Genomic DNA, 19,904 nt, shown 5'->3' on the forward strand with positions numbered 1-19,904 from the left:
CAACACTGGACCTATATGAACCACGTGTCTCCAAACCACAAGCGCCTGTTGTCGGCTTTAGTATTTGTGACCTGTAAGTTAATGGCCGGCGAAGCCACTGCGCCGCCCGCCAAAATAGAAAACCCGGTCAAGGAAAGTAATCTGACCCAAGTCGTCTTGGCACCCGAAGCCGCGCAGCGGCTGGGCATTGTCACCACGAAGCTTGAAAAACGGCGGCTAACGCGCACGCGCTTGTTCGGCGGCGAGATCACACTGCCAGCCTTGAATGGTTCAGGGAAAGGTAACAAGCAATCGGTTTATACCATCCTGCCATCACTGGCACCGGCCGAACTGGTGCGGTTGGCGCAATCGCAAATCGACGCCGATGGTCAGGTGGAGCAAGCCAAAGTGCAAGTGCAAGCCGCGCAAATAGCCTTGAGTCGCACTGAACAGATGCGCCGCGACAAGGTGGGCACCGAACGCTCGGTCGATGATGCCCGAATCCAGCTAGGCCTGGCCGAAGCCAATCTGAAAACCGCGCACGAACGCCGCGATTTGCTCGGTCCTGCGCTGTTAGACGTCAACAACCGCAGCACGTTTTGGGTGCGGGTGCCGGTCTATGTCGATGATATAACCACATTGAATACCGCCGCCCAGGCGCGTGTCGGTGGGCTGACAAATTCGTCCGAGAATGCCACTCGTCCTGCCGTACCGGTGGCGGCACCGCCTTCCGCCAATCCGGCTGCCGCCACGGTCGACTTATTCTACGAAGTCAAGAATTCGGATGCATCACTACGTCCCGGTCAGCGCGTTGGCGTGTCCATCCCGCAGCGTAGCGAAGACGAGAATCTAGTCCTACCGTGGTCGGCGCTTGTGTATGACGTAAATGGTGGAAGCTGGATTTATCAAGCTCTGCAAGCCAATGTCTATCAGCGCCGGCGGGTGCAAGTGCTGCGGGTGGTTGACGATCAAGCCGCCGTGACGGGCGATATTGTGGCCGGTATCGAGGTGGTCAGTATGGGCGTGGCCGAATTGTTCGGTACTGAATTTGGTGTCGGCAAATGATGCGCTGGCTGATTTCCGTCGCCTTACACCAACGCATATTGGTGCTGGCTTTGGCGATTGTCCTGGTGATTTTCGGCGTGCAGGCCGCCCGGCAAATGCCGCTGGATGTGTTCCCGGAATTTGCGCCGCCGCTGGTGGAAATCCAGACCGAAGCCCCCGGATTGTCGACCGAGGAAGTGGAGAATCTGATCACCGTGCCACTGGAAAATGCAGTCAACGGCACGGCCTGGTTGAAAACCTTACGATCCAAGTCGGTGCTGGGTTTGTCTTCAGTGGTCTGTATTTTCCAGGACGGCACGGATTTGATGCAAGCCAGGCAACTGGTGCAGGAACGGGTTGCCACCATCGCGCCGCGCCTACCGGTTGTGGCCCGCGCACCGGTGATGCTGTCGCCGTTATCGTCCACCAGTCGGGCGCTGAAGATTGGTATTTCATCGAAAAAACTGTCGCAGATGGAATTGTCCGAATTGGCGTTATGGACCATTCGCCCACGCTTGATGGCGGTGCCGGGTGTGGCCAACGTGGCTATTTGGGGCCAGCGAGATCGGCAGTTACAGGTTTTGGTCGATCCGGACCGGCTGGCCGCCAACGGCGTGACGCTGGATGCGGTGGTGCGTGCGACTGGCGATGCAGCCACCATTTCAGCCGGAGGCTTTGTGGATTTGCCTAATCAGCGTTTGCCAGTGACGCATGTGTCGCCGCTGCAAACACCGGATGATCTGGCGCGCACCGTGGTGCAATTCACCGGCGGTGCTCCACTTCGTTTGGGCGATGTGGCGGACATTGTCGAAAGCCACCCTCCGCCGATTGGCGATTCGGTGATCAACGACGGTCCGGGGCTACTGCTAATTGTCGAAAAACAACCCTGGGGTAACACCTTGGATGTCACGCGCAAGGTTGAAGCGACTTTGGCGGCCTTGCAACCCGGTCTAAATGAGGTTGACATCGATCCGACCATCTTTCGTCCGGCAACCTTCATCGAACGCTCGCTGCATAATTTAAGTGATGCGCTGATATTGGGCTGCCTGCTGGTCGCCGTGATTCTGATCGCCTTTTTGTTCGAGTGGCGTACTGCCGTGATCAGTCTATCAGCGATTCCGCTGTCGCTGTTGGCGGCAGCCGCGGTGCTTTACCTGCGTGGTGGCACGCTCAACACCATGGTGCTAGCCGGTCTGGTGATTGCGGTCGGTGAAGTGGTGGATGACGCGATTATCGACGTCGAGAATATCATGCGCCGACTGCGCTTGAATCGCGCGGCAGGCAGTCCGCTGTCGCCTTTCCGCGTCGTGTTGAAGGCGTCGTTGGAAGTACGTAGCGCGGTGGTATTCGCCAGCCTGATCGTGGCATTGGTGTTCGTGCCGGTATTCTTCCTGGACGGATTAGCTGGTACTTTTTTCAGGCCGCTGGCATTTTCCTACCTGTTGGCAATTTTAGCCTCGCTGCTGGTTGCGCTGACGGTGACGCCGGCCTTGTGCCTGATGCTATTACCCAATGCCAAGCATCGCAAGGATGACACTCCTCTGACGCGCGTGTTGAAACAGCATTACCGCAAGCTGTTGCCCGTCATCGTCAACCGTCCGCACTGGGCGACAGGTTTTCTGCTAGCGGCGTTTATATCGACGGCCATCGCGTTACCGCAACTCGGCGAATCGTTTCTACCCAACTTCAAGGAAACCGATTTTTTGATGCATTGGGTCGAAAAGCCTGGCACCTCGCTGGAAGCCATGCGCCGCATTACGATGCAAGTCAGCAAGGAACTGCGGGCGATTCCCGGTGTGCGCAATTTCGGTTCCCACATTGGCCGGGCCGAAGTGGCCGACGAAGTGGTAGGCCCGAACTTTACCGAGTTATGGATTAGTTTGGATACGGCGGTTGATTACGACAGCACCGTGGCAAAAATTCAGGCCGTCGTCGACGGTTATCCGGGGCTTTACCGCGATATACTGACCTATCTGCGCGAACGGATCAAGGAAGTGCTGACCGGTGCCAGTGCGACTGTGGTGGTGCGCTTGTACGGGCCTGACTTGGCTGTACTCCGGGATAAGGCGGCCGAAGTCAGCAAAACCATCGCCGATGTGCCCGGCATCGCTGATCTCAAAGTGGAACCGCAAATAGTGGTGCCGCAGATACAGATACGGCTCAAACCGGACGTGGCGGCCAACTTTGGCTTGACAGCCGGGCACGTGCGCCGTGCCGCCGCTACCTTAATCAAAGGCAGCAAGGTCGGCGAAATTTACCGTGAACAAAAAATCATCGATGTCACGGTTTGGGGCGCCGAGCGGGTACGCCACGATCTTGCCGCGCTCAGGCAACTCACTATCGATACGCCATCCGGGGCGCGCGTGCCATTAAGCGAGGTGGCCGACATCGATATTGCACCGACACCAAACGAAATCAAGCGGGAAAACGCCTCGCGCCGAATCGACGTCACCTGTAACGTCAGTGGTAACGATTTAGGCGGCGTAGCGCGGGAAATTGAAAGCCGCGTGAAGAGCCTAACGTTTGCGCAAGGCTATCACCCGGAGTTTTTGGGCGAATATGCCGCACGACAAGCATCTAGCGAACGGTTGACCTGGCTGAGCTTGGCTTCATTGCTGGGCATCCTGGTGTTACTGCATGTCGATTTTCGCTCGCTGCGATTGGTCTGTCTGGTGGCATTGACCTTGCCGTTTGCGTTGGTCGGCGGCGTTATAGGGGCGTTTTTAAGTGGCGGCGTGTTGTCGCTCGGCTCGTTGGTCGGCTTTATCACCGTGCTGGGTATCGCCGCGCGGAACGGCATTATGTTGTTGAGCCATTACCGACATTTGGAACAGGAAGAAGGTGTCATATTCGGACCTGACTTAGCGCAGCGTGGCGCCGAAGAACGTCTGGCACCAATCCTGATGACAGCCGCTTGCGCGGGATTGGCCTTGTTGCCGCTGATCCTGAAAGGCAATGTGCCCGGCCACGAAATCGAATACCCGATGGCGGTGGTGATACTCGGTGGCTTGATGACGTCGACGTTGCTAAATCTGTTTTTGATGCCTTCCCTGTATTGCCGGTATGGCAATGCCACCGTCAAAAGTTAAAGGACGTTACCCAATATTGAGCGGCAGTTAACGTGTGAAGTGCGGACCTTTAAAGTGGCGAGTTTAGAGAGTTGCGAGTGGCTCTTTTTGGCCGGGTCTTGCCTGCCAGTTCCTAAAAAACTAGAAAATTCGAACGACCGGTTTCGGGTTCAATTCAGTTTAAAAATATCCCGTTTCGTTTTTATTTGGCTGCGTTATGGTGGGTGACCTCTTGAAGTCACAGAACTTCAACGTCAATGGCTATCAATTCAATTGGATTAAAGCTAACTTGGCAGCTCCAGCCTATTCGCAGTACGATAAGCTCGTTAAGCAAGGTTGGAGATCACCAATGCCCTCGTTTTCATCACACTCACGTCGCTTAAGACTTTCAACTAAGCCGAACCAAACTGATTCCGTAAATTCGTTATTTTCTGGTCATCATGCCACGGTCAATTGTCTCGAATGTAATCGATCCATGGTACCCAGGGTCGTGACGTATTATGGTCAGCCACTGCGATCAATCTGCCCGTTTTGCGGTGCAACTTTTGCGAAGTTTCCGGGCGGATTTCAGCAATTTTTTCAACGGTTTTCCAAGAAAATTGTTTCGTTCGATGCTTTTAAACGAATAGCCTTGGTTGCTGCTGGCTTTGGTTTGATTTGGCTTCTTGCAAAGATGGAAATAATCCCTCGCGAGATGGAAGCCCTTGGGATATTTGGTAGCATTATTTTCAGCGCATTCGGCCTTGCTGAACTTTTTTATCAAACGATCGAATTCATTGCGAAACAGTTTTCACACAACAGTCGCTATTACTGGTCGGCTACAGCTTTGATCGCAATTCTGATTCTGTATGTTAGAGATGATTTAACCCGTTACGTTGTAATGGCTTCTTTTCTTATGATAGTAAGATGGATACTGGCTGGTTTTGCAGTCGCGAGAAGTCACTCTCATTGAAAGTTAATAGTTTATGCGGCCACGCGCCCGATTGTAATTTCCAATTTGATCGATTAAGTCCATACGACCTTGACCAGCCGCGCTTTTAAGTAGCTTGGCGATATCATTACCATCGATACTGCCTTCCTCATCTATCAACTGGCTTTTAGCAATACCAAGTGTGCCGCCATACTCTCCGGCAACAGCAATCCCCGCAAAGGCTTCAAACATCGCGGCACGATAATAAGTTTGCTGAGTCGGAGTTAATTTATCTGCAACTTCAATTACTCTTTGATCTGCCCATACTTGAGAAGCCTCCTTAAATCCAGAATACGATTGGTTTGAAGCGTATTTTATTGAATCCCAAATTCCCATTCCTTGCGCTTGAGATTGTTGAACAAATTCTGCAAACTCCTTGATATGTCGGTTACTAACCGATCCTAATGCTTCCAAATTTTTCGCGGAGTTATAAAGACTGCCCCCTAGATAATTGTAAGAAGCCTCTGCGGCCGAAGGAGTTTCATTGGCAGCCGCCGCAATCGATTGCCTAAAATGCTCCGCTTTGACATTCGCCAATTGCCCAAAGCCTTCTCTTGAATTTTGTTCACGCTCAGCTAAGTTACGATCGTGCTGTGCTACGACACGGGCTTCGCCGCCGGCAATTTTTCCCGTCGCTGAACCAAGCTTTGCCTGAGCGCGCTGATTTAGCGATTCGGTTTCAGCGCGTGGGTCTTTGAGATGAGCCTGTTCGACGGAGGCTTGAACCTTACCAGTTTCCGGCGCATTGGCTTTCAGCGATTCATTCCGGCTGGCATTCCAGGTTTGACCGGCCTGCGGCGCATTAAAAGCATCGCCCAACAATTGGTAACCCGAGATGTGCGCCTGGTGCGATTGTTGATCATCCAGCGTGCGGTAACTGGGTGACGAAAAACCGGTCAATAACGACATGCCGGCGGCGGCATAGGCTTGATCGGCATCGCTAATCCAACCGGCGGCTTTCCATTGCGAGGCCAGCCGTTGCGTATCGCCACGCAGACCATATCGATCCAGGGTTTGATCCAGGCGCTCCATCAATGTGTTGTCATTTGCGATTTTGTAACCCGTTTCCGTCGCGCCGAAACTGGCTTGCGTTCCAAAGCGTTGTTGAGCCGATAGGGTTTGCTGATAGGATTCGCTAGCAGATACTGCGTCGGATGCGCTGTGTTGCAACGAGGACAACGATTGATGTTGCAAGCCCATCGACGCCACATTTCGGGTGCCGGTTTGCGCATCCAGTGCCAGGCTTTTTGCCAAGCCGGCTTGATAGCCCTGACTGTCGTTGACGGTTTGACTGATGTCGGCGGCAATGGCATCGGACTTGTCCTGACTGACTTTGAAGTCGTTTTGTAACCGTCCGGAGATCGCGCCGCTGAGTTGGTCGTTACCGAGCTTGGCCCCAGCGTTGGCACTGCCGGCCACCAACGCCGAGAACTGATCGGCGGAGATACCGGTATCAGCGTGTTTCTTGGCAAAGGCTTCACCGAACTGACGGTTATAGGCATCGGTATAACTGGAACTGCTGGCGATTTGATTGCCCAGCGACCGGCTGTCAAAGGCATCGCTGGTGATGCTGGCCGATTTCGATGCCGTAGACGACACACTGTGCATGAAGCTGCTGGTCGCCTGTTCCGAAGCGCTGTAAGCCGACGATACCGCCGCACTCATGTCCTTGCCGGCGGTAAAGGTCGGCAGCACTTTGTCGACACCGGTTTGGGTAACTGCTGAAAGTGGACTGTATTGATGTTGCGCCTGGGCATTCAAAACCGGCGCCGGGCTGATCACATCCGGCGTGGCGATTTTTTCGTTCACGTAATCGCCGCCATCCATCCGCCCCAGGAAATGGGTGGCCGTCACCGCGCCACGGTAGATCAGCATCAAGGTAATGGCCGGCGTCGATGCCGCCAGCATGCCGCCGATCGACAACCATTGCTGCAATTCCATATCCAGCTGGTAAATACCCATCATCGACGGCAGATTATAAGTGGCCGTGGTCAATGCCGCCATTTTGCCGGCGGCCGACATCTGGATGAATAGGTTGATGACTGCGAGAATCGGCATCCACAATTGGATCCACAGCAACATTGAGAAGTAGCCGATATTCATCCGGATGCCGACATTACCCAGCATCACCACGAAGGCCATAATCGGTGCTATGGCATAACTCAAACCTTCGATAAACGCCATCATCGGCCGGACGATCTTGGCAAACAGGGTTTGCTCGGCTGCCCATTGGGTATTGCGTTGCTGTATGGCTTGTTCAACCATCGCTGCCTTATTCCAATGTAAGCCGTCTTCATGCCGGCCAATGACGCCTTTCTCGAACATCGGCATGATGGCCGACATCAGCATGTAATCGGCGGCATCGACCACACCGGGCCCTGCCAGCGCATCAAAGGCATCCTGGATTTTCGGCACCGTGTCGGCTGCCGCCGGCACGCCCAGAGTGGGTTGCAACAACCCTTCCAGCGCCGTCGCAAAATTGCCATTGGCCACCACGCTCAAATCGGCCCAAGCATCGGTACAGGTTTTGGTTTGCGGTTGACCGCCGACAAAGATTTGGGTCATGTAGATATCGGAATCAAACCTGATCGCATTCAACGGATCGACATCGCGCAAGATGGCATCTACCGATTTCTGGTTTAGATCGACACCGGTCAAGGTGCATTCCCGCACGTAATTGGCAAACGAGGTCTCCATGTCGCTGCCGGCATTCGGCACGTTGGCCGCGCCCAGATTAACCCGCGACAACAAATTCTTCCGTACCGCCGTCAAGGTCTGCAAACTGTCGGCAAAGCCATTGCCGGTCATGGATGGCGTGCCAAAGCCCTGTTCGAACAGACGTGTAGTGCGATAGCCCATGTTCGACATCACGCTACCGACCACCGCCGGACCCAATGGTACGTTGTCTACCACCACCACGCTGCCGGTATAGGCATCCTCAATCGACACCCGCACTGACGGCGCATACAGCATTAGCCACAACACATACGCCAACAATAAATCCTGATAACGAATGCCGCGACCATCCCATTGCAACAAGGCTCTAAGCATGACGATGATGACACCGATCAAACCACCCACGGCTGCCGCGGTACGGTAATCGCCGGTTCCGGAAATCATCGCGATGGCATTGAGGACGGCTTGCAGATAGGCGGAGTCGCCCACGGAAAAGATTTCAAACATGGGCGACCTGCCTTTTAAACAACGAGGGAGAAAATCATCTTGGGGAACAGGGAATGAGCGTTTAAGGGCTTGGCCAAGCCACCCCAGACGCCGGCAATTGCGCCACGGTGCCATAGTGTTTCGGCTTCACGGTGGTCATCAATTGCTGGTAAAACGCCATCAAGGTTTGTGGGTTACCGTAGCGGCCGGCAATGGTGACGTATTCGTCCTGGATTTGCTCCCTGGCATCCTTCAAGGCATCCATCAGCAATTTGGCGTAGGCATGGTCGTTCATGTGCGCCGCGGTCTGCACGGCATTGAGTAAATCGTTGACGATCAGTTGTGCCAATTCCAAGGCAATCACCGGTGCCGCTTCTTCGGCCCACAGTTTGGCAATGCCAGCATCTTCCCGTGCCAAGTTATGGATCATGCCGCCGATGGCATCCGGCACGGTTTGCATGAAGGCTTTTTCGCTGTCGGTGATCTGGCCGCTGTTGGTTGAGAATTTGTAAATCAAGCCGTTGCCGGAATTCGCCGAACCCAACAGGATCTCCATCACCCGCTGCTTCAAGCCGACCAGATTGACATTTTGGACAATGGGTTTTAGACACTGATCGGCTTCGTGACCATCCGAACAGGTGTACATCCTGACGGTCTGATAACTGTTACCGGCATCGTTGCCGTACATCAAATCCTTGATCCGCAACACCGGCGGTGGGGCGCTGATGGCATTGTTTTCGCCTTTGCCGTCGGGCGCGGCTTGCGGGGCATCGACAATCACTGTACCGGAAATACTCATCGCCGCTTCCAGCAAACTGTTGCCGCCAAACCGAAACCAACCACCAGCATTTTGATTGACCAAGGCCCGCCAGACTAAATTGCCTTGAATGATCTTGGTCATGTCGGCCGGGTCGTTCTGCTTGATTTGCTGTACCGGATCGCCCAGGGTACTGGTATTGGTCCAGCTGGAAAACACATCCGATATGCCTTGGGTAAACGAGGCATTGGACAGATTGGTTTTGCTTTGCAGATCGAAGGCTTTGACCGTATCGTTGACCAAGCCTTGCGCTAACCGGCAGGAGTTGCTGAACATCTGGTTCATTTCCTGGATTTTCTTTTGCAGGTCGGTCATCACCGACGCACACCAGGGACACATGGCACCCACGGCCAACTGAAACGCATACCCTGCGGCATTGCCAGCCACATTACGCATCAATTGCACAAACTGGTTGAAGTTGATGAAACTGAAGCTACCGGCAAACAAGTCGATACCGCCGCAGCCGGCGCTGAACGACGGCGGCACGAAGGAAACCAGGTTGGTATTGGTGATGCCGTTGCGCGCCACCAGGCTGCCGCCGGTAATCACGCCGCGGCGCTGCCCCAAATGCGCGGTTGGGGCTGTGACATTGGTCATGGTGCCGAACATGCTATCCATTTCCTGTTGCAGGTCGGCATAAGCAGGAACGGCACTCTCAACCAACAGAATCAATACTAATACCTGGCGATATGGGTAACGATAGCGAAATGAAAACGACATCATGGCGTACTCCCGAGATGCGCACTGCGTTGCAATGCCTGGATCAGCGATAGTGGATCTTGAGTGACCGCAGGGCTGATGCTACCGGCGGCCGGTAACAACATCGGCGTGTTACGGATGCCCTGAGTGGTTTGGTATTGGGAGGCATCGATCCAACCGGCTTCCTTGGCCGCCAGCAGAATCCGACCGGTAACTTCTTCTAACGACAACGCGCCTTGCGCCAACGGTACGATTTGCTTGGGCGGTTTCATCAGAAACAGTGCCGGGGTTTGTTCAACGCCCAACATTGCAGCCTGACCGTTATCACGTTTGAACTGACTGAAAAAGCCGTTCGGCATCGGTAAACCATCCAACGACACGGGATAGATTTTGAAGCCGTAGGCATTTTCCAACATTGCCAGAATCGGCGCCTGCACATGGCAATAAGGACAATCAGACCGGAAGAAAAACAAAATGCCGGCTTGGGCGGCAATCGCCTTCAAGGCTTGTTCAGCTACCACACCGGCCTGATGATTGGCTTCATTGGCCGCATAGGTCGCCACTGGTCGGCGCACCGTCTCATCGAGTTGCGGATCCGACATCACCACGTAACGGGCGGCGTTGGTAAAGCGCTCGGCTTTATCCATCATCACCCGTTGCAGGTAATAAAACGCGGCCACATTCTCGGGACTGGGATCGTCGATGGCCTGATTTAGGAAATGCTCCAGGTTTTGCTTCAACCAGGCCGAGGACAGGGGTTGGGGTTCTGCAGAGGGCTGGGCTTGGGTTTTTGGTTCAATTTCAGCCTGAACGACGCTGGGCTGTTTACTGTCAGGCTTGGGTTTTTCCTGATCGGCTTGACTATCGGCTTGGATGTTTTTGACCGGCTCCGGCAACACCTCATACCAAAACCAGCCGCGCTGTTTGTCTTCGAAATACGATGCAGCCGGCCTGTCGACAGACGCATCCCCACAAACCGCCGATGTCGGCAGTAGCAGTACGAGCAAAAAGGGATGCAGCGCATGATTTGGGTTCATAGCTCAATTGTCTACGACACCCAAGACCTGGTCGTCATCGAAATCGCGATAATTTTGGCGATTTCGACAAAGCGGTCGAAAAAAGTACCCCTGTGTGGTCGGTATCGACGAAACCGCCGAAATTATCCTCCTTTCGCAACCATGCCTCGGGCCCGAATCCCTAAAATCCGGCTCGGAGTTCCGAAATGTGCCGCAAAAACCTAACAACGCCTGGAAGGCTGAACGCCATGCGCAATCGGGCTTTAAGGGTTAGGCCCTGGCCATGACTAAACACGGAAAATCCTATTCAGGATTGTTGTCCAAAAGCCTGTATAGGTAAACACCACCGAAAATGTCGTGTAATCACGAACCGGCAAGCCCATGGCCTTCATGGGTTAAGGCGCGGCGTGTTGGTATTAGGTCGTACCCTCGATTTTTGACGGTGCCGGAGGCATTGAATAGTCATCATCAAGCTCACTAGGTTTTTTGCCGCGAAAAACCTGTGGTTAAGGATAGGTTTTTTACATGAATTCGTTAAATGCAGAGCACGATGAATCGGCATTAGCCGATGAACGCGTGATTGAGTGGCTGGAAGCCCAAGTTGAGAGTTTGCATAGCCAAGCCCGCATGCTGGTCGATGATTATTGGCGACGCGTTAATCTGGAACGCAAAAAGCATCCTGCATCGCTACGCGGCAGAATGGGGGTGCGCATTCGTCGGCGGGAAAGCGCTTATTCGTTCACCATCGAGTGGTTTCTGATCGCCTCGCTATCGATCGACGGCAAAACCAAACCGGTCACCCAGCACATCAAAAAAGGCAAAGGCTATCGCTATCCCTTGCAGCACATTCTGAAAAAAGAACCGGATTGGGAAGTCTCGCTAGTGGAGGAATTTGAAAACGAGTTTGTCGATCTGCGCAAACAAATCGATTTATTGGGCAAGTTCCGCGATGCATTTCATCGCTGTCGGCAAAGTTTACGCGACGCTCTGGACTGAAAGTTATCCACAGGGGCGTAGCCCCTTATATATAACCCCATGGCACGATGTACTATTCTAATCAAAATTTTTGCTTTACAGATCCATACTTCAGAAAGAACCCCATGTCAAATAATAAATAGTATATGGCCTATACACATAAGATCAGTGTCAACTACAACGATGTGGAAAGTGGTCATCGATATCGATTGCCTGCAATCTACACCGACAAAGGGCTGGTGATTTCGCATTTACGTTACTTGGCTTGGTATCACGAGAAAAGCGAATCCTGGAAGGAAAGATCTGTATTTTCCCTGCGTTTATTGATCGATTACATCAACGCTGTTCCAAAAATCAATAAAGCGAGTCAGTTGCTTAAAAACTTTACCCGAGCGTTGGTTACAGGAACAATTGACTATGAGTTATTAACTGATCCATTAAACCTCTACTGGCGCCTGCGGGAATTACCTGACGCCAATACCATTCTCTTCCATATTACCCATTACACAGACTTCCTGGCATTACAGGATGGATATTCCGAAAACGGAATAAACCCATTCCGCGAATCAACTAATTGGGAAGAACGTCTTTATTGGTGCGCCTACTATCAGAAGCAAGCTAATGTATTCTTAAACCATCTCAGCAAAAAGAGCGAAGCATATGTTAATGCAAAACAAACAAGGCTTGTGGCTCCCATGCTGGTTCCGCATGTTAAACAAGAAAAAACAGCCACATTTCCCGAAGAGCACCTGGATAATCTGCTAGAAAATGGCTTTAAAGTGAATGGAAAACAAGATTTTAGATCACAAGCCATTACTATTTTATTAAACTATGGTGGTCTTAGAAAAAGCGAAGTTTTTCATCTTTATATATCTGATATAACGCTTCATCCAAACCATCATGACGAGGCTCTCGTCAGAATATATCATCCTCAATATGGAGCAGCCCCTGATCCTAAATTTAAAAATAGAATGGATTACTTGCAAGCAACTTCATCAGTAAAGCCAAGAAATACCTATCGACTGAGCGAAAGGCGTTATGCTGGTTGGAAGAATCCACTACTGACAAGTAAATCGGGATTTTTCGATGTCATCTTTAACCCACCGGAAAAAGCGAAAGATTTTCTTATTGCTTGGATAAACTATCTGAAATACCAACGGGTTGAGCCAAAGTTGTCGCACCCATTTGCGTTTACAAATTCAATAGGCGAACCAGAAACCTTAAAAAATTATCAACGTAAACACCGTCGGGCTGTTGAAAGTATTGGATTAAAGTCAAAGAAAGAGCTTGGGACAACCGAACACGGGCATCGTCACGCCTATGGTTATCGTGCAAGAAAAAGTGGGCTTAATCAAATAGAAATTCAAAAGGCCATGCATCATAAAAGCCCTCTTTCTTGTCTGGTTTATATTCAACCAACAAGTGATGATATACGAAATAAAATGAAGAGTATTGAAAAGTGAATATCAGTGTCAATAAATTACCTGATGTTTTTGAAAGGCCCGCAACACTGGCTGAATTAAAGCTTCTCTGCAAGCGGCTCGGGATAAACAATTCAGTTGAATACCGAAAGAGATATCGCGACATCCCAGGTTTAGTCGCGCACCCTGAACGGGTTTATGCCGACGAATGGGTTAGTTATTGTGATTTGTTTGATATTCCTGAGTTTCTTAGTTACAAAGAACTCAAGAAAACAATAAAACCGCTGGGCCTTAAGTCTCAGGACGACTACAAAAAATTTGTTAAAAACTCCAATAATCCAAATTTTCCTATCGGCCCCGAAGGTGTTTACAGTCAAGAGTGGGAAAACTGGTATCGATTTCTAGGAAAAGAGGAGCCATTCAAGCCACAATTTATACCTGCTAAATATAAAGTATGGGCGGAAAAGATTGATGAGTTCATGAAACAAGCCCTGGGAGGAGGTACCAAAATTACTCTCCTATGTCGCTTTGTCAGAATATTCATCGAGAAACACGATAAAAGCGCTACGCCCCTGGAGTTACTGACAAAAAAGAAAGTGGTCATCAAGCCTTTTCGCGATGAGTTAGAAAAGCTTCCCACAGATAACATGCGTAGAAATATCATTTTGGCCGTCAATGAGTTTCTCGATTACATTATCGAAAATGATTTAACGCTTGAAGATGATGAGACTGGCGAAATTGTCAGAGTTATGGAGGCTCGAAATCCGTTTTCACTATTGTCAACTGACCAAAGCATCTCTAACCCCGTCAGAAGTGAATCGACCAAGCCTTGTTTGCAGTATCACTTCGTGCGCAAAGCTCAGTCGTGGATCGTTCCTGATAAAGCCAGAGATTTCAAAGATCTAACTCATCTGCATCAGTTCGACACCGACTGGATCAAGATCTCGCAAAAGCAGATTGATTATAGCGATCCTGATTGCGTGGTACGAAAGCAAGGTAATCAGTATTTTATTTGGTCGCCGATTGACTGGATACATACTTATGCCCTTACCAAGGTTCCGCTTAGGGGAAGACAAATTGCGTACAACGATTCTGGCGAAGGTGATCTTGAAATCGCCGACATCGATGAAAAGGGCGCCATCCTCTGGGTTAAAAACACCGGATCATTAGCAGGCACCACGAAAAGCCAATCTTTTGTTAAAAAACTCGCGGATGGGAATTTGGGAATGTTTGTAACCACAAACAAGACCAATAACCATGGTTTAGGTTATTCGATACCTTGGATACCGGAAGATTTAGCCTATTGGCTGGTAAAGCTTAGAAAATGGCAACAAAAATACAATGCCATTGACAAACCAACACCCTGGAGTGTTTGCAAGAGAACTCACCTCAACGAACTCCAATTGAAAGCCAAAGGCGTAAATTGCTTTTTGTTCAGAGCGTTCGCTGATTGTGAGCCAAAAAACGTCGGATCAGCGTTGACCAATCGCCTTGCAGCCGCGCTTCACCATATTCAGCCATCTAATTTGCAACTATCGGAATTAAACGGTAGTAACTATTACCTCTCAAATTATCGATCAAAATATACCCCGCATTCGATGCGCGTCAGCCTGATTACGGCTTACGTTATGGAAATGGGGATGCCCATTGAAATCGTTATGAAGGTCGTCGGACATTCGTCTATCGTCATGTCAATTTACTATTGCAAGGTATCGCAACAGGATATCCGTCAGCGCCTGGAAGAAGGGGAGAAAAGGGCTTTACAATCAAAAGCTCAAGCCACACAACGCCTGATTGAGCAAAACAAACTGGAATCAGTCAAAAATCAGTTGATCGCAAAAAATGAAGACTTACTTGCGTCGCTAACCAACGAAGTTCCTGCTGGAAACTTCATATTTCGGGACTATGGTATTTGCCCATTTGCTGCCTCACGTTGTGAAGACGGCGGAGAAGTGATTGGAGGCACCCAGGTCAATGCGCCTACTCCTTCTGGTTATCTTGGCATGCAGAATTGTCTGCGATGCCGCCATTTCATTACGGGGCCAGCGTTTCTTGGTGGTCTACTTTCTCTGACGAATGAAATCTTACTCCAATCCAATGAGCAAGCTGAAGTGTGTTGCCGGCTTCAGGAAAAAATCGATCAAACGACTGAAGCCATTGAGGAACTGGAGAGACAAGAATACGTTTCGAATCTAAAAAAGCTGGATTTCGATGCCACTAGGCGAGATCAACTAGAAGTACGGCAGAGAAAACTAGAGTCCGAATACGAAAGCGCGGCGAAAAAGATGGATATGCTGTTGTGCGATTTGCAAGCCGCTTATCAGTTAGTTAAGCTGTCACAATCCATTGTCAACGAGTCAAAGACTGAAGAATCAAAATCGCTTTCTCTTCTGAAAATGCCCGAATCCGAGATGCGAATTGAAATTGCAGAAGTGTCCCATTTTCAGCAGCTTCATGAGGTGTGTGAAAATGCCACAATCTATGAGTCTGCAAATCCAGCAAGCGCCATTGCTCCAAGATCGCAATTATTGGACAGGATGGCACTCTTCAATGACATTTCACCACGGTTATTCACACTCAGCAAAGATGAACAGCTTGAAGTTGGTAACCAACTTGTAGCCCTTTTCAAAGCCCGATTGAAGTCTTGGAGCCGGGTAGATGAACTTGTCAACTGCGAAATAAGGATTGATGATCTGCTAGGCCAGGAGAAAATAGAACGGTCAGAAATTGAACTCATCACTATGTCGCAAATACAAATTTCAACCCGAGTTTCGTCATGACGCCCAGTGAGATGTTAGAGAAACTCAAACAAGACGCGACACCAAGAGCAGTGGCCACATTGGAAGCTATTTTTGAAATCTGTATCGAGCAAAAGGAAAGAGGCATAAACGATTTTTCGATCGCTACCATTGCTAAACTGGGTTACAAGCGAGGGGTGCCGAGAGCACAAAGTCTTCGAAATAAGACGGGGGAGTGTTATCGAGCACTGATCAAATGCTTTGCCGACGCCAATGTAGCCGGGGCCAACGAAAAGCCACAGGTACAATCAAAAGAGGACTGGATAGAAGAAATATCCAATCCCAAGCACAAACTGCTTGCCCGAATCCAAGCTGCAGAACTCTCCGCTGCTCAATCTAAAATTCGCGAATTTGTTCCACCAGGAACTCGAATTGACGTATACGACCATAGAGGATCGCTTGATGACTCTGAGGCTAAACTAACTTCGCAGGAACGAAGGGCGCTCGAATACATTATCTCCAAAGAATTCCAGCAAAAATGGAATTTTTCCGAGACCGTTTACGGGGAGCTGGTTGATTCTAATAACAAAGTAGTGCTGAAAGCAGCAACGGTAGACGCCGTCAAAAAAGCACTTAATCACCTGTGAACCGATGAAAACTAATCTTGTTACGCGTGAAGGTTACGAAAATCTTCAAAAAGAACTGGATTTCCTATGGCGGAAGGAACGTCCTGAAACCACCGAAAAAGTTACCTGGGCCGCCAGTCTCGGCGATCGCTCGGAGAACGCGGACTATAAATATAACAAACAACGGCTTCGAGAGATTGATCGCCGCATTCGATATTTAACAAAGCGCCTCGAAGAAATTCGAGTGGTGGATTATGACCCCTGTCAGGAAGGAAAAATTTTTTTCGGCGCTTGGGTTGAGTTGGTGGACGATGAAGAATTGACCCTAAAGTTCAGAATTGTTGGCCCGGACGAAATATACGGAAGAAACGACTATGTCTCGGTTGATGCCCCGGTCGCTCGTGCCTGTTTAAAAAAAGAGGTCGATGACGAAGTGGTAGTCAAAACACCGCTTAGTGTGAAGACCTGGTACGTTAGCAAAGTTTGGTATGACAGACCGATTAGATAATTTTGACCTGCAAGGTGCATTTCCACCATTGCAGACAACAGCTTTTGGTACTAGTGAAAATTGCATTCAAACAATTACCGAAATGCATTACATATCTTCAAATATAAGATGTTTGTGTTAAATCTGAATGAGCTAATTGCCCTAAGGATCTGAGATTTAACGCAAGCTGTTGTTCAACATCAGACACACTTTGGTCCCAAATGTTACCTAGTTGGGAAATAACGTTAGCCGCTTCCCATGGCCAAGCAGATCGACCATCTACTTGAACGAATGGGCCATCTGACTCCGTAAGAATTCGATCCCGTGGCATGCGTCTAACAAGATCTTGACCTTTGGATCCTCTGAGCATCCCTGGACCGACGCTAAACCAACACCCAAGCGCAGAAGCCCTATCTAGCTCAGACTTATTGCCGGAGAACCAGTGAAGGATGGGCGTACCAATCGGTGACCGTTTTTCGATCTCATCCAGAACTGCTGTAGCTGCTCGACGGCTGTGGATTGAAAGCACGCGTCCACCAGCGGAACAGCATATATCCAGCGCTCGAGTGAACACTAACATCTGGTCTTCCCAGTATCGTTTGAATTCAGGAGTACCATCTAGCCCGATTTCGCCGACGTATCGTGTTTGTTCGATGAGCTGCTCAAACAACGGTAGTTCCTGTTTTCTTTTATGTGCGAGCTGGGGATGCAAGCCAAGAGCGGTACGTATTCGAGGGGCCCCGGTCGCAAGGCTAAGAGTTCCTGTCCAGGCAGAGGGTGTAGTTGTTACCGACAGGACGTATAGTCCACGGTCTATACACTCTTTCGCAACTGAATAAGGATCAGGATAAAGGTCGAGATGACAGTGAAAGTCGATCATCTGACATTATTGAATCGGTGAAGCGCAGCTAACTCTTTCAAGCCACGATCAATAAGTTCACGAATAGGTGCAATGTCCCCAATTCTTGGATAGGATAGTGCTGCCCCCAGCCAAGTATTCAACCCATCAGCACCAACCTCAGCAATTGCCATCGCGACAGAGCGCACATCGTCGAAATTCCTATGTTCCGCATCATTCTTGCCGAGCAATGCATATTTATAGAATGTTGTGTCCAGTTCTCCCCAAGCAAGAAATGCTGCGCGTCTTACTTGGCATGGTACACAGCGACCACAGTGCTTGTAATTAAATACTCGATACCGACCGCAGCTAACGGATTGAGCTGCGAGGTTCTTAAGTAAGGCTTGGTCTCGGCACTCCTTCAACATTTCCCCTTTTGTCTTGTATTCGTAGGGGTTTACTATCCGAACACGTAAGGCTGCTGAGAAAAGAATTTCTCGTATCCTGTTCAGAAACTCCGGATGAGCCGTTCGGGTACTTAGACTACCAATACGTCCCCCAGTCAAGGATGGATTAATCGCAATAAAACCGTTCTCGCAAACGTAGAGGGGAACTTCGCCACCGTCATGGTATCTCTTCAATGCCGTAGCGGCGAGCACACCGAATGCGATAAAGATTAATGAGCGTGCACGTTGGGATGGTTCTTTTTCCCAAGGTGGAGTGGCATTGTGGTTAAGCGCGACATGTCGGAGTCCTCCGCCGATTGAAGCAGCGAATAGATCTTGGTTGTCGCCGTCACCCCGTACGATGTTGCTGACCGCGAGCACCTTCCGGCCTTCTTTTGCGAGGTCTATTGCGCCGATTAAACTGTCAAGCCCACCTGACAACAAAGCGACACAATCCTCAGGTGGGCGCAACGGGTCGCGAGGAGGTGGCGGCAGAAATCCTCCGTCTTCAAAGCGCAACCGCCAGCGATCGGTTGTCAGAAATTTCAGCGCTGCCTCCAACGCGTCGGTCTGAGTTCGCCAAAATTCGGGATCGGCAACGGCGATCGACAAATCAAATTCACGGGTCCAGTTATCGGCGCTTGCTGACCGCTGACCAGCAAGATCGGCAGTAATGATCGACAATGCAACAGATAGGAAATCCCATGCGCGGGGGGCGGCCTCGTATCCGGCTTTCAAAAAAGCGGATTTTGCCGCTTGACCTGCACTCGCCCGTGCGGAGCGTCCTGGCTCTATGGCTCCCGGTTGTCCATAAAGAACGACGTTTAATGTCCCATCTTCGGGGAACTCGAAGTCTTCAAGTGCGCAAGCTAATTTCATTCTGCGTATCCCTCAAAAACTTCGAAAGTCTCACGTAATGCGGTTCGCACAACTTCACTTATCCGTCCCGCCGTCAACTTTCGTCCAGCATCTCGCACCTTTCGAAATGCTGCTGCCACTGTCTCTTTGACATAGTCTCTCGCTTGTTTGAGCCTCGATAGTGCAACAACCGCGTTCGGAGCCTTATCGCGGATGGTCTGGCCTACATCGAGGTCGAAACGGCGAAACACATCATGTGCAGTGTAGCGTTCGATAGCGAGATCGCGCTGATCTGATGTTAAATTTAAAAGGTCAGCATCTGGAAAGAGAGTGAGCAGTTCTGTTAAAGAATCCCGAATCGCGGCGCGCGAAGCCTCTGCGTCCTGCGTCCCATCAACGGGGCGAACCGCTTCTACCACAGCATTCATAATTTCGTCGGCCGAACGGCCCGCCAACAATGCGGGATCCAACGAACTATCAGGTGCTGGTTGACCGCTAGCTAGCCCTGCCAATACCCCACTAAATGTTCCCGCGGTTGCCGCAGTGCCGCCCATACGTTGGGTAGCAGTCGCACTGCCACCGTAACCGTTACGTACATATTGCCCAAGACCACGTTTCATTGCTCTGCTGTCACCAGTCCTAGCGTATTCGCCGAGACTACGGTTCACTCCAAGCCAACGCCGATCAGGCGCGACTGGTGATGGCGGCACAACTTGTGAGTCCCCGTTCTCCACCGGTGCTTGATCGCCTGTCGGTGCTT

The 19,904-nt window shown here is 50.6% G+C and carries 14 protein-coding genes; 8 read left to right on the plus strand and 6 right to left on the minus strand.

The window, feature by feature from the left end:
* The first annotated feature begins 15 nt into the window (after positions 1–15).
* The 3 genes from JL719_RS02865 (at position 16) to JL719_RS02875 (ending at position 5,043) form a co-directional block, all read left to right on the plus strand.
* Entirely contained in the window at positions 16–1,044 is a 1,029-nt protein-coding gene (locus tag JL719_RS02865; protein ID WP_225892987.1) for an efflux RND transporter periplasmic adaptor subunit, read from the plus strand.
* Positions 1,041–4,112, plus strand: coding sequence for an efflux RND transporter permease subunit (locus tag JL719_RS02870; protein ID WP_033155901.1), 3,072 nt, complete (start codon positions 1,041–1,043; stop codon positions 4,110–4,112). Before JL719_RS02865 ends, JL719_RS02870 begins: the two co-directional genes overlap by 4 nt.
* Before the next feature lie 211 nt (positions 4,113–4,323).
* Positions 4,324–5,043: a hypothetical protein gene (locus JL719_RS02875; protein ID WP_129871334.1), complete on the plus strand. Its 720-nt coding sequence runs from the start codon at positions 4,324–4,326 to the stop codon at positions 5,041–5,043.
* 3 nt (positions 5,044–5,046) lie between these two features.
* Here JL719_RS02875 and JL719_RS02880 read toward each other — a convergent pair whose 3' ends face one another.
* The 3 genes from JL719_RS02880 to traF all read right to left on the minus strand — a co-directional run bounded on the left by JL719_RS02880 (position 5,047) and on the right by traF (position 10,776).
* Positions 5,047–8,244 carry a conjugal transfer protein TraG N-terminal domain-containing protein gene (locus tag JL719_RS02880; protein ID WP_033155902.1) on the minus strand — a complete coding sequence of 1,066 codons (3,198 nt, stop codon included), beginning with the start codon at positions 8,242–8,244 and terminating at the stop codon, positions 5,047–5,049.
* Positions 8,245–8,305: 61 nt separating this feature from the next.
* Complete coding sequence (locus JL719_RS02885) at positions 8,306–9,763, minus strand: conjugal transfer protein TraH (protein WP_051669783.1); 1,458 nt, start codon at positions 9,761–9,763, stop codon at positions 8,306–8,308.
* On the minus strand, positions 9,760–10,776 hold the full coding sequence (traF, locus tag JL719_RS02890) for a conjugal transfer protein TraF (RefSeq protein ID WP_033155903.1): 1,017 nt from the start codon (positions 10,774–10,776) through the stop codon (positions 9,760–9,762). The genes JL719_RS02885 and traF overlap by 4 nt, the downstream gene beginning before the upstream one ends.
* Before the next feature lie 504 nt (positions 10,777–11,280).
* On the opposite strand from traF, the gene mobI reads away from it, so the two are divergent.
* The 5 genes from mobI (at position 11,281) to greB (ending at position 17,023) form a co-directional block, all read left to right on the plus strand.
* Positions 11,281–11,751 (plus strand): conjugative transfer protein MobI(A/C), encoded by a 471-nt coding sequence (gene mobI / locus JL719_RS02895; protein WP_033155904.1) that lies wholly within the window; start codon positions 11,281–11,283, stop codon positions 11,749–11,751.
* Between the two features lie 125 nt (positions 11,752–11,876).
* A complete protein-coding gene (gmtY, locus tag JL719_RS02900; RefSeq protein WP_033155905.1) occupies positions 11,877–13,193 on the plus strand; it encodes a gamma-mobile-trio recombinase GmtY in 1,317 nt (438 codons plus the stop codon).
* On the plus strand, positions 13,190–15,931 hold the full coding sequence (gmtZ, locus tag JL719_RS02905; protein WP_033155906.1) for a gamma-mobile-trio integrase GmtZ: 2,742 nt from the start codon (positions 13,190–13,192) through the stop codon (positions 15,929–15,931). Before gmtY ends, gmtZ begins: the two co-directional genes overlap by 4 nt.
* A complete protein-coding gene (gene gmtX / locus JL719_RS02910) occupies positions 15,928–16,536 on the plus strand; it encodes a gamma-mobile-trio protein GmtX (RefSeq protein ID WP_033155907.1) in 609 nt (202 codons plus the stop codon). Before gmtZ ends, gmtX begins: the two co-directional genes overlap by 4 nt.
* Before the next feature lie 4 nt (positions 16,537–16,540).
* Entirely contained in the window at positions 16,541–17,023 is a 483-nt protein-coding gene (gene greB / locus JL719_RS02915; RefSeq protein ID WP_033155908.1) for a transcription elongation factor GreB, read from the plus strand.
* 97 nt (positions 17,024–17,120) lie between these two features.
* Here greB and qatD read toward each other — a convergent pair whose 3' ends face one another.
* Genes qatD through qatB form a run of 3 tightly spaced genes read right to left on the minus strand, consistent with a single transcriptional unit; the run spans position 17,121 to position 19,764 of the window.
* Positions 17,121–17,882 (minus strand): Qat anti-phage system TatD family nuclease QatD, encoded by a 762-nt coding sequence (qatD, locus tag JL719_RS24405; protein WP_033155909.1) that lies wholly within the window; start codon positions 17,880–17,882, stop codon positions 17,121–17,123.
* A complete protein-coding gene (qatC, locus tag JL719_RS02925) occupies positions 17,879–19,165 on the minus strand; it encodes a Qat anti-phage system QueC-like protein QatC (RefSeq protein WP_033155910.1) in 1,287 nt (428 codons plus the stop codon). The genes qatD and qatC overlap by 4 nt, the downstream gene beginning before the upstream one ends.
* Complete coding sequence (gene qatB, locus JL719_RS02930) at positions 19,162–19,764, minus strand: Qat anti-phage system-associated protein QatB (protein ID WP_201799009.1); 603 nt, start codon at positions 19,762–19,764, stop codon at positions 19,162–19,164. Before qatB ends, qatC begins: the two co-directional genes overlap by 4 nt.
* Positions 19,765–19,904 lie beyond the last annotated feature (140 nt).

This window comes from Methylomonas sp. LW13, from assembly GCF_016865255.1.
Taxonomy (GTDB): Bacteria; Pseudomonadota; Gammaproteobacteria; order Methylococcales; family Methylomonadaceae; genus Methylomonas.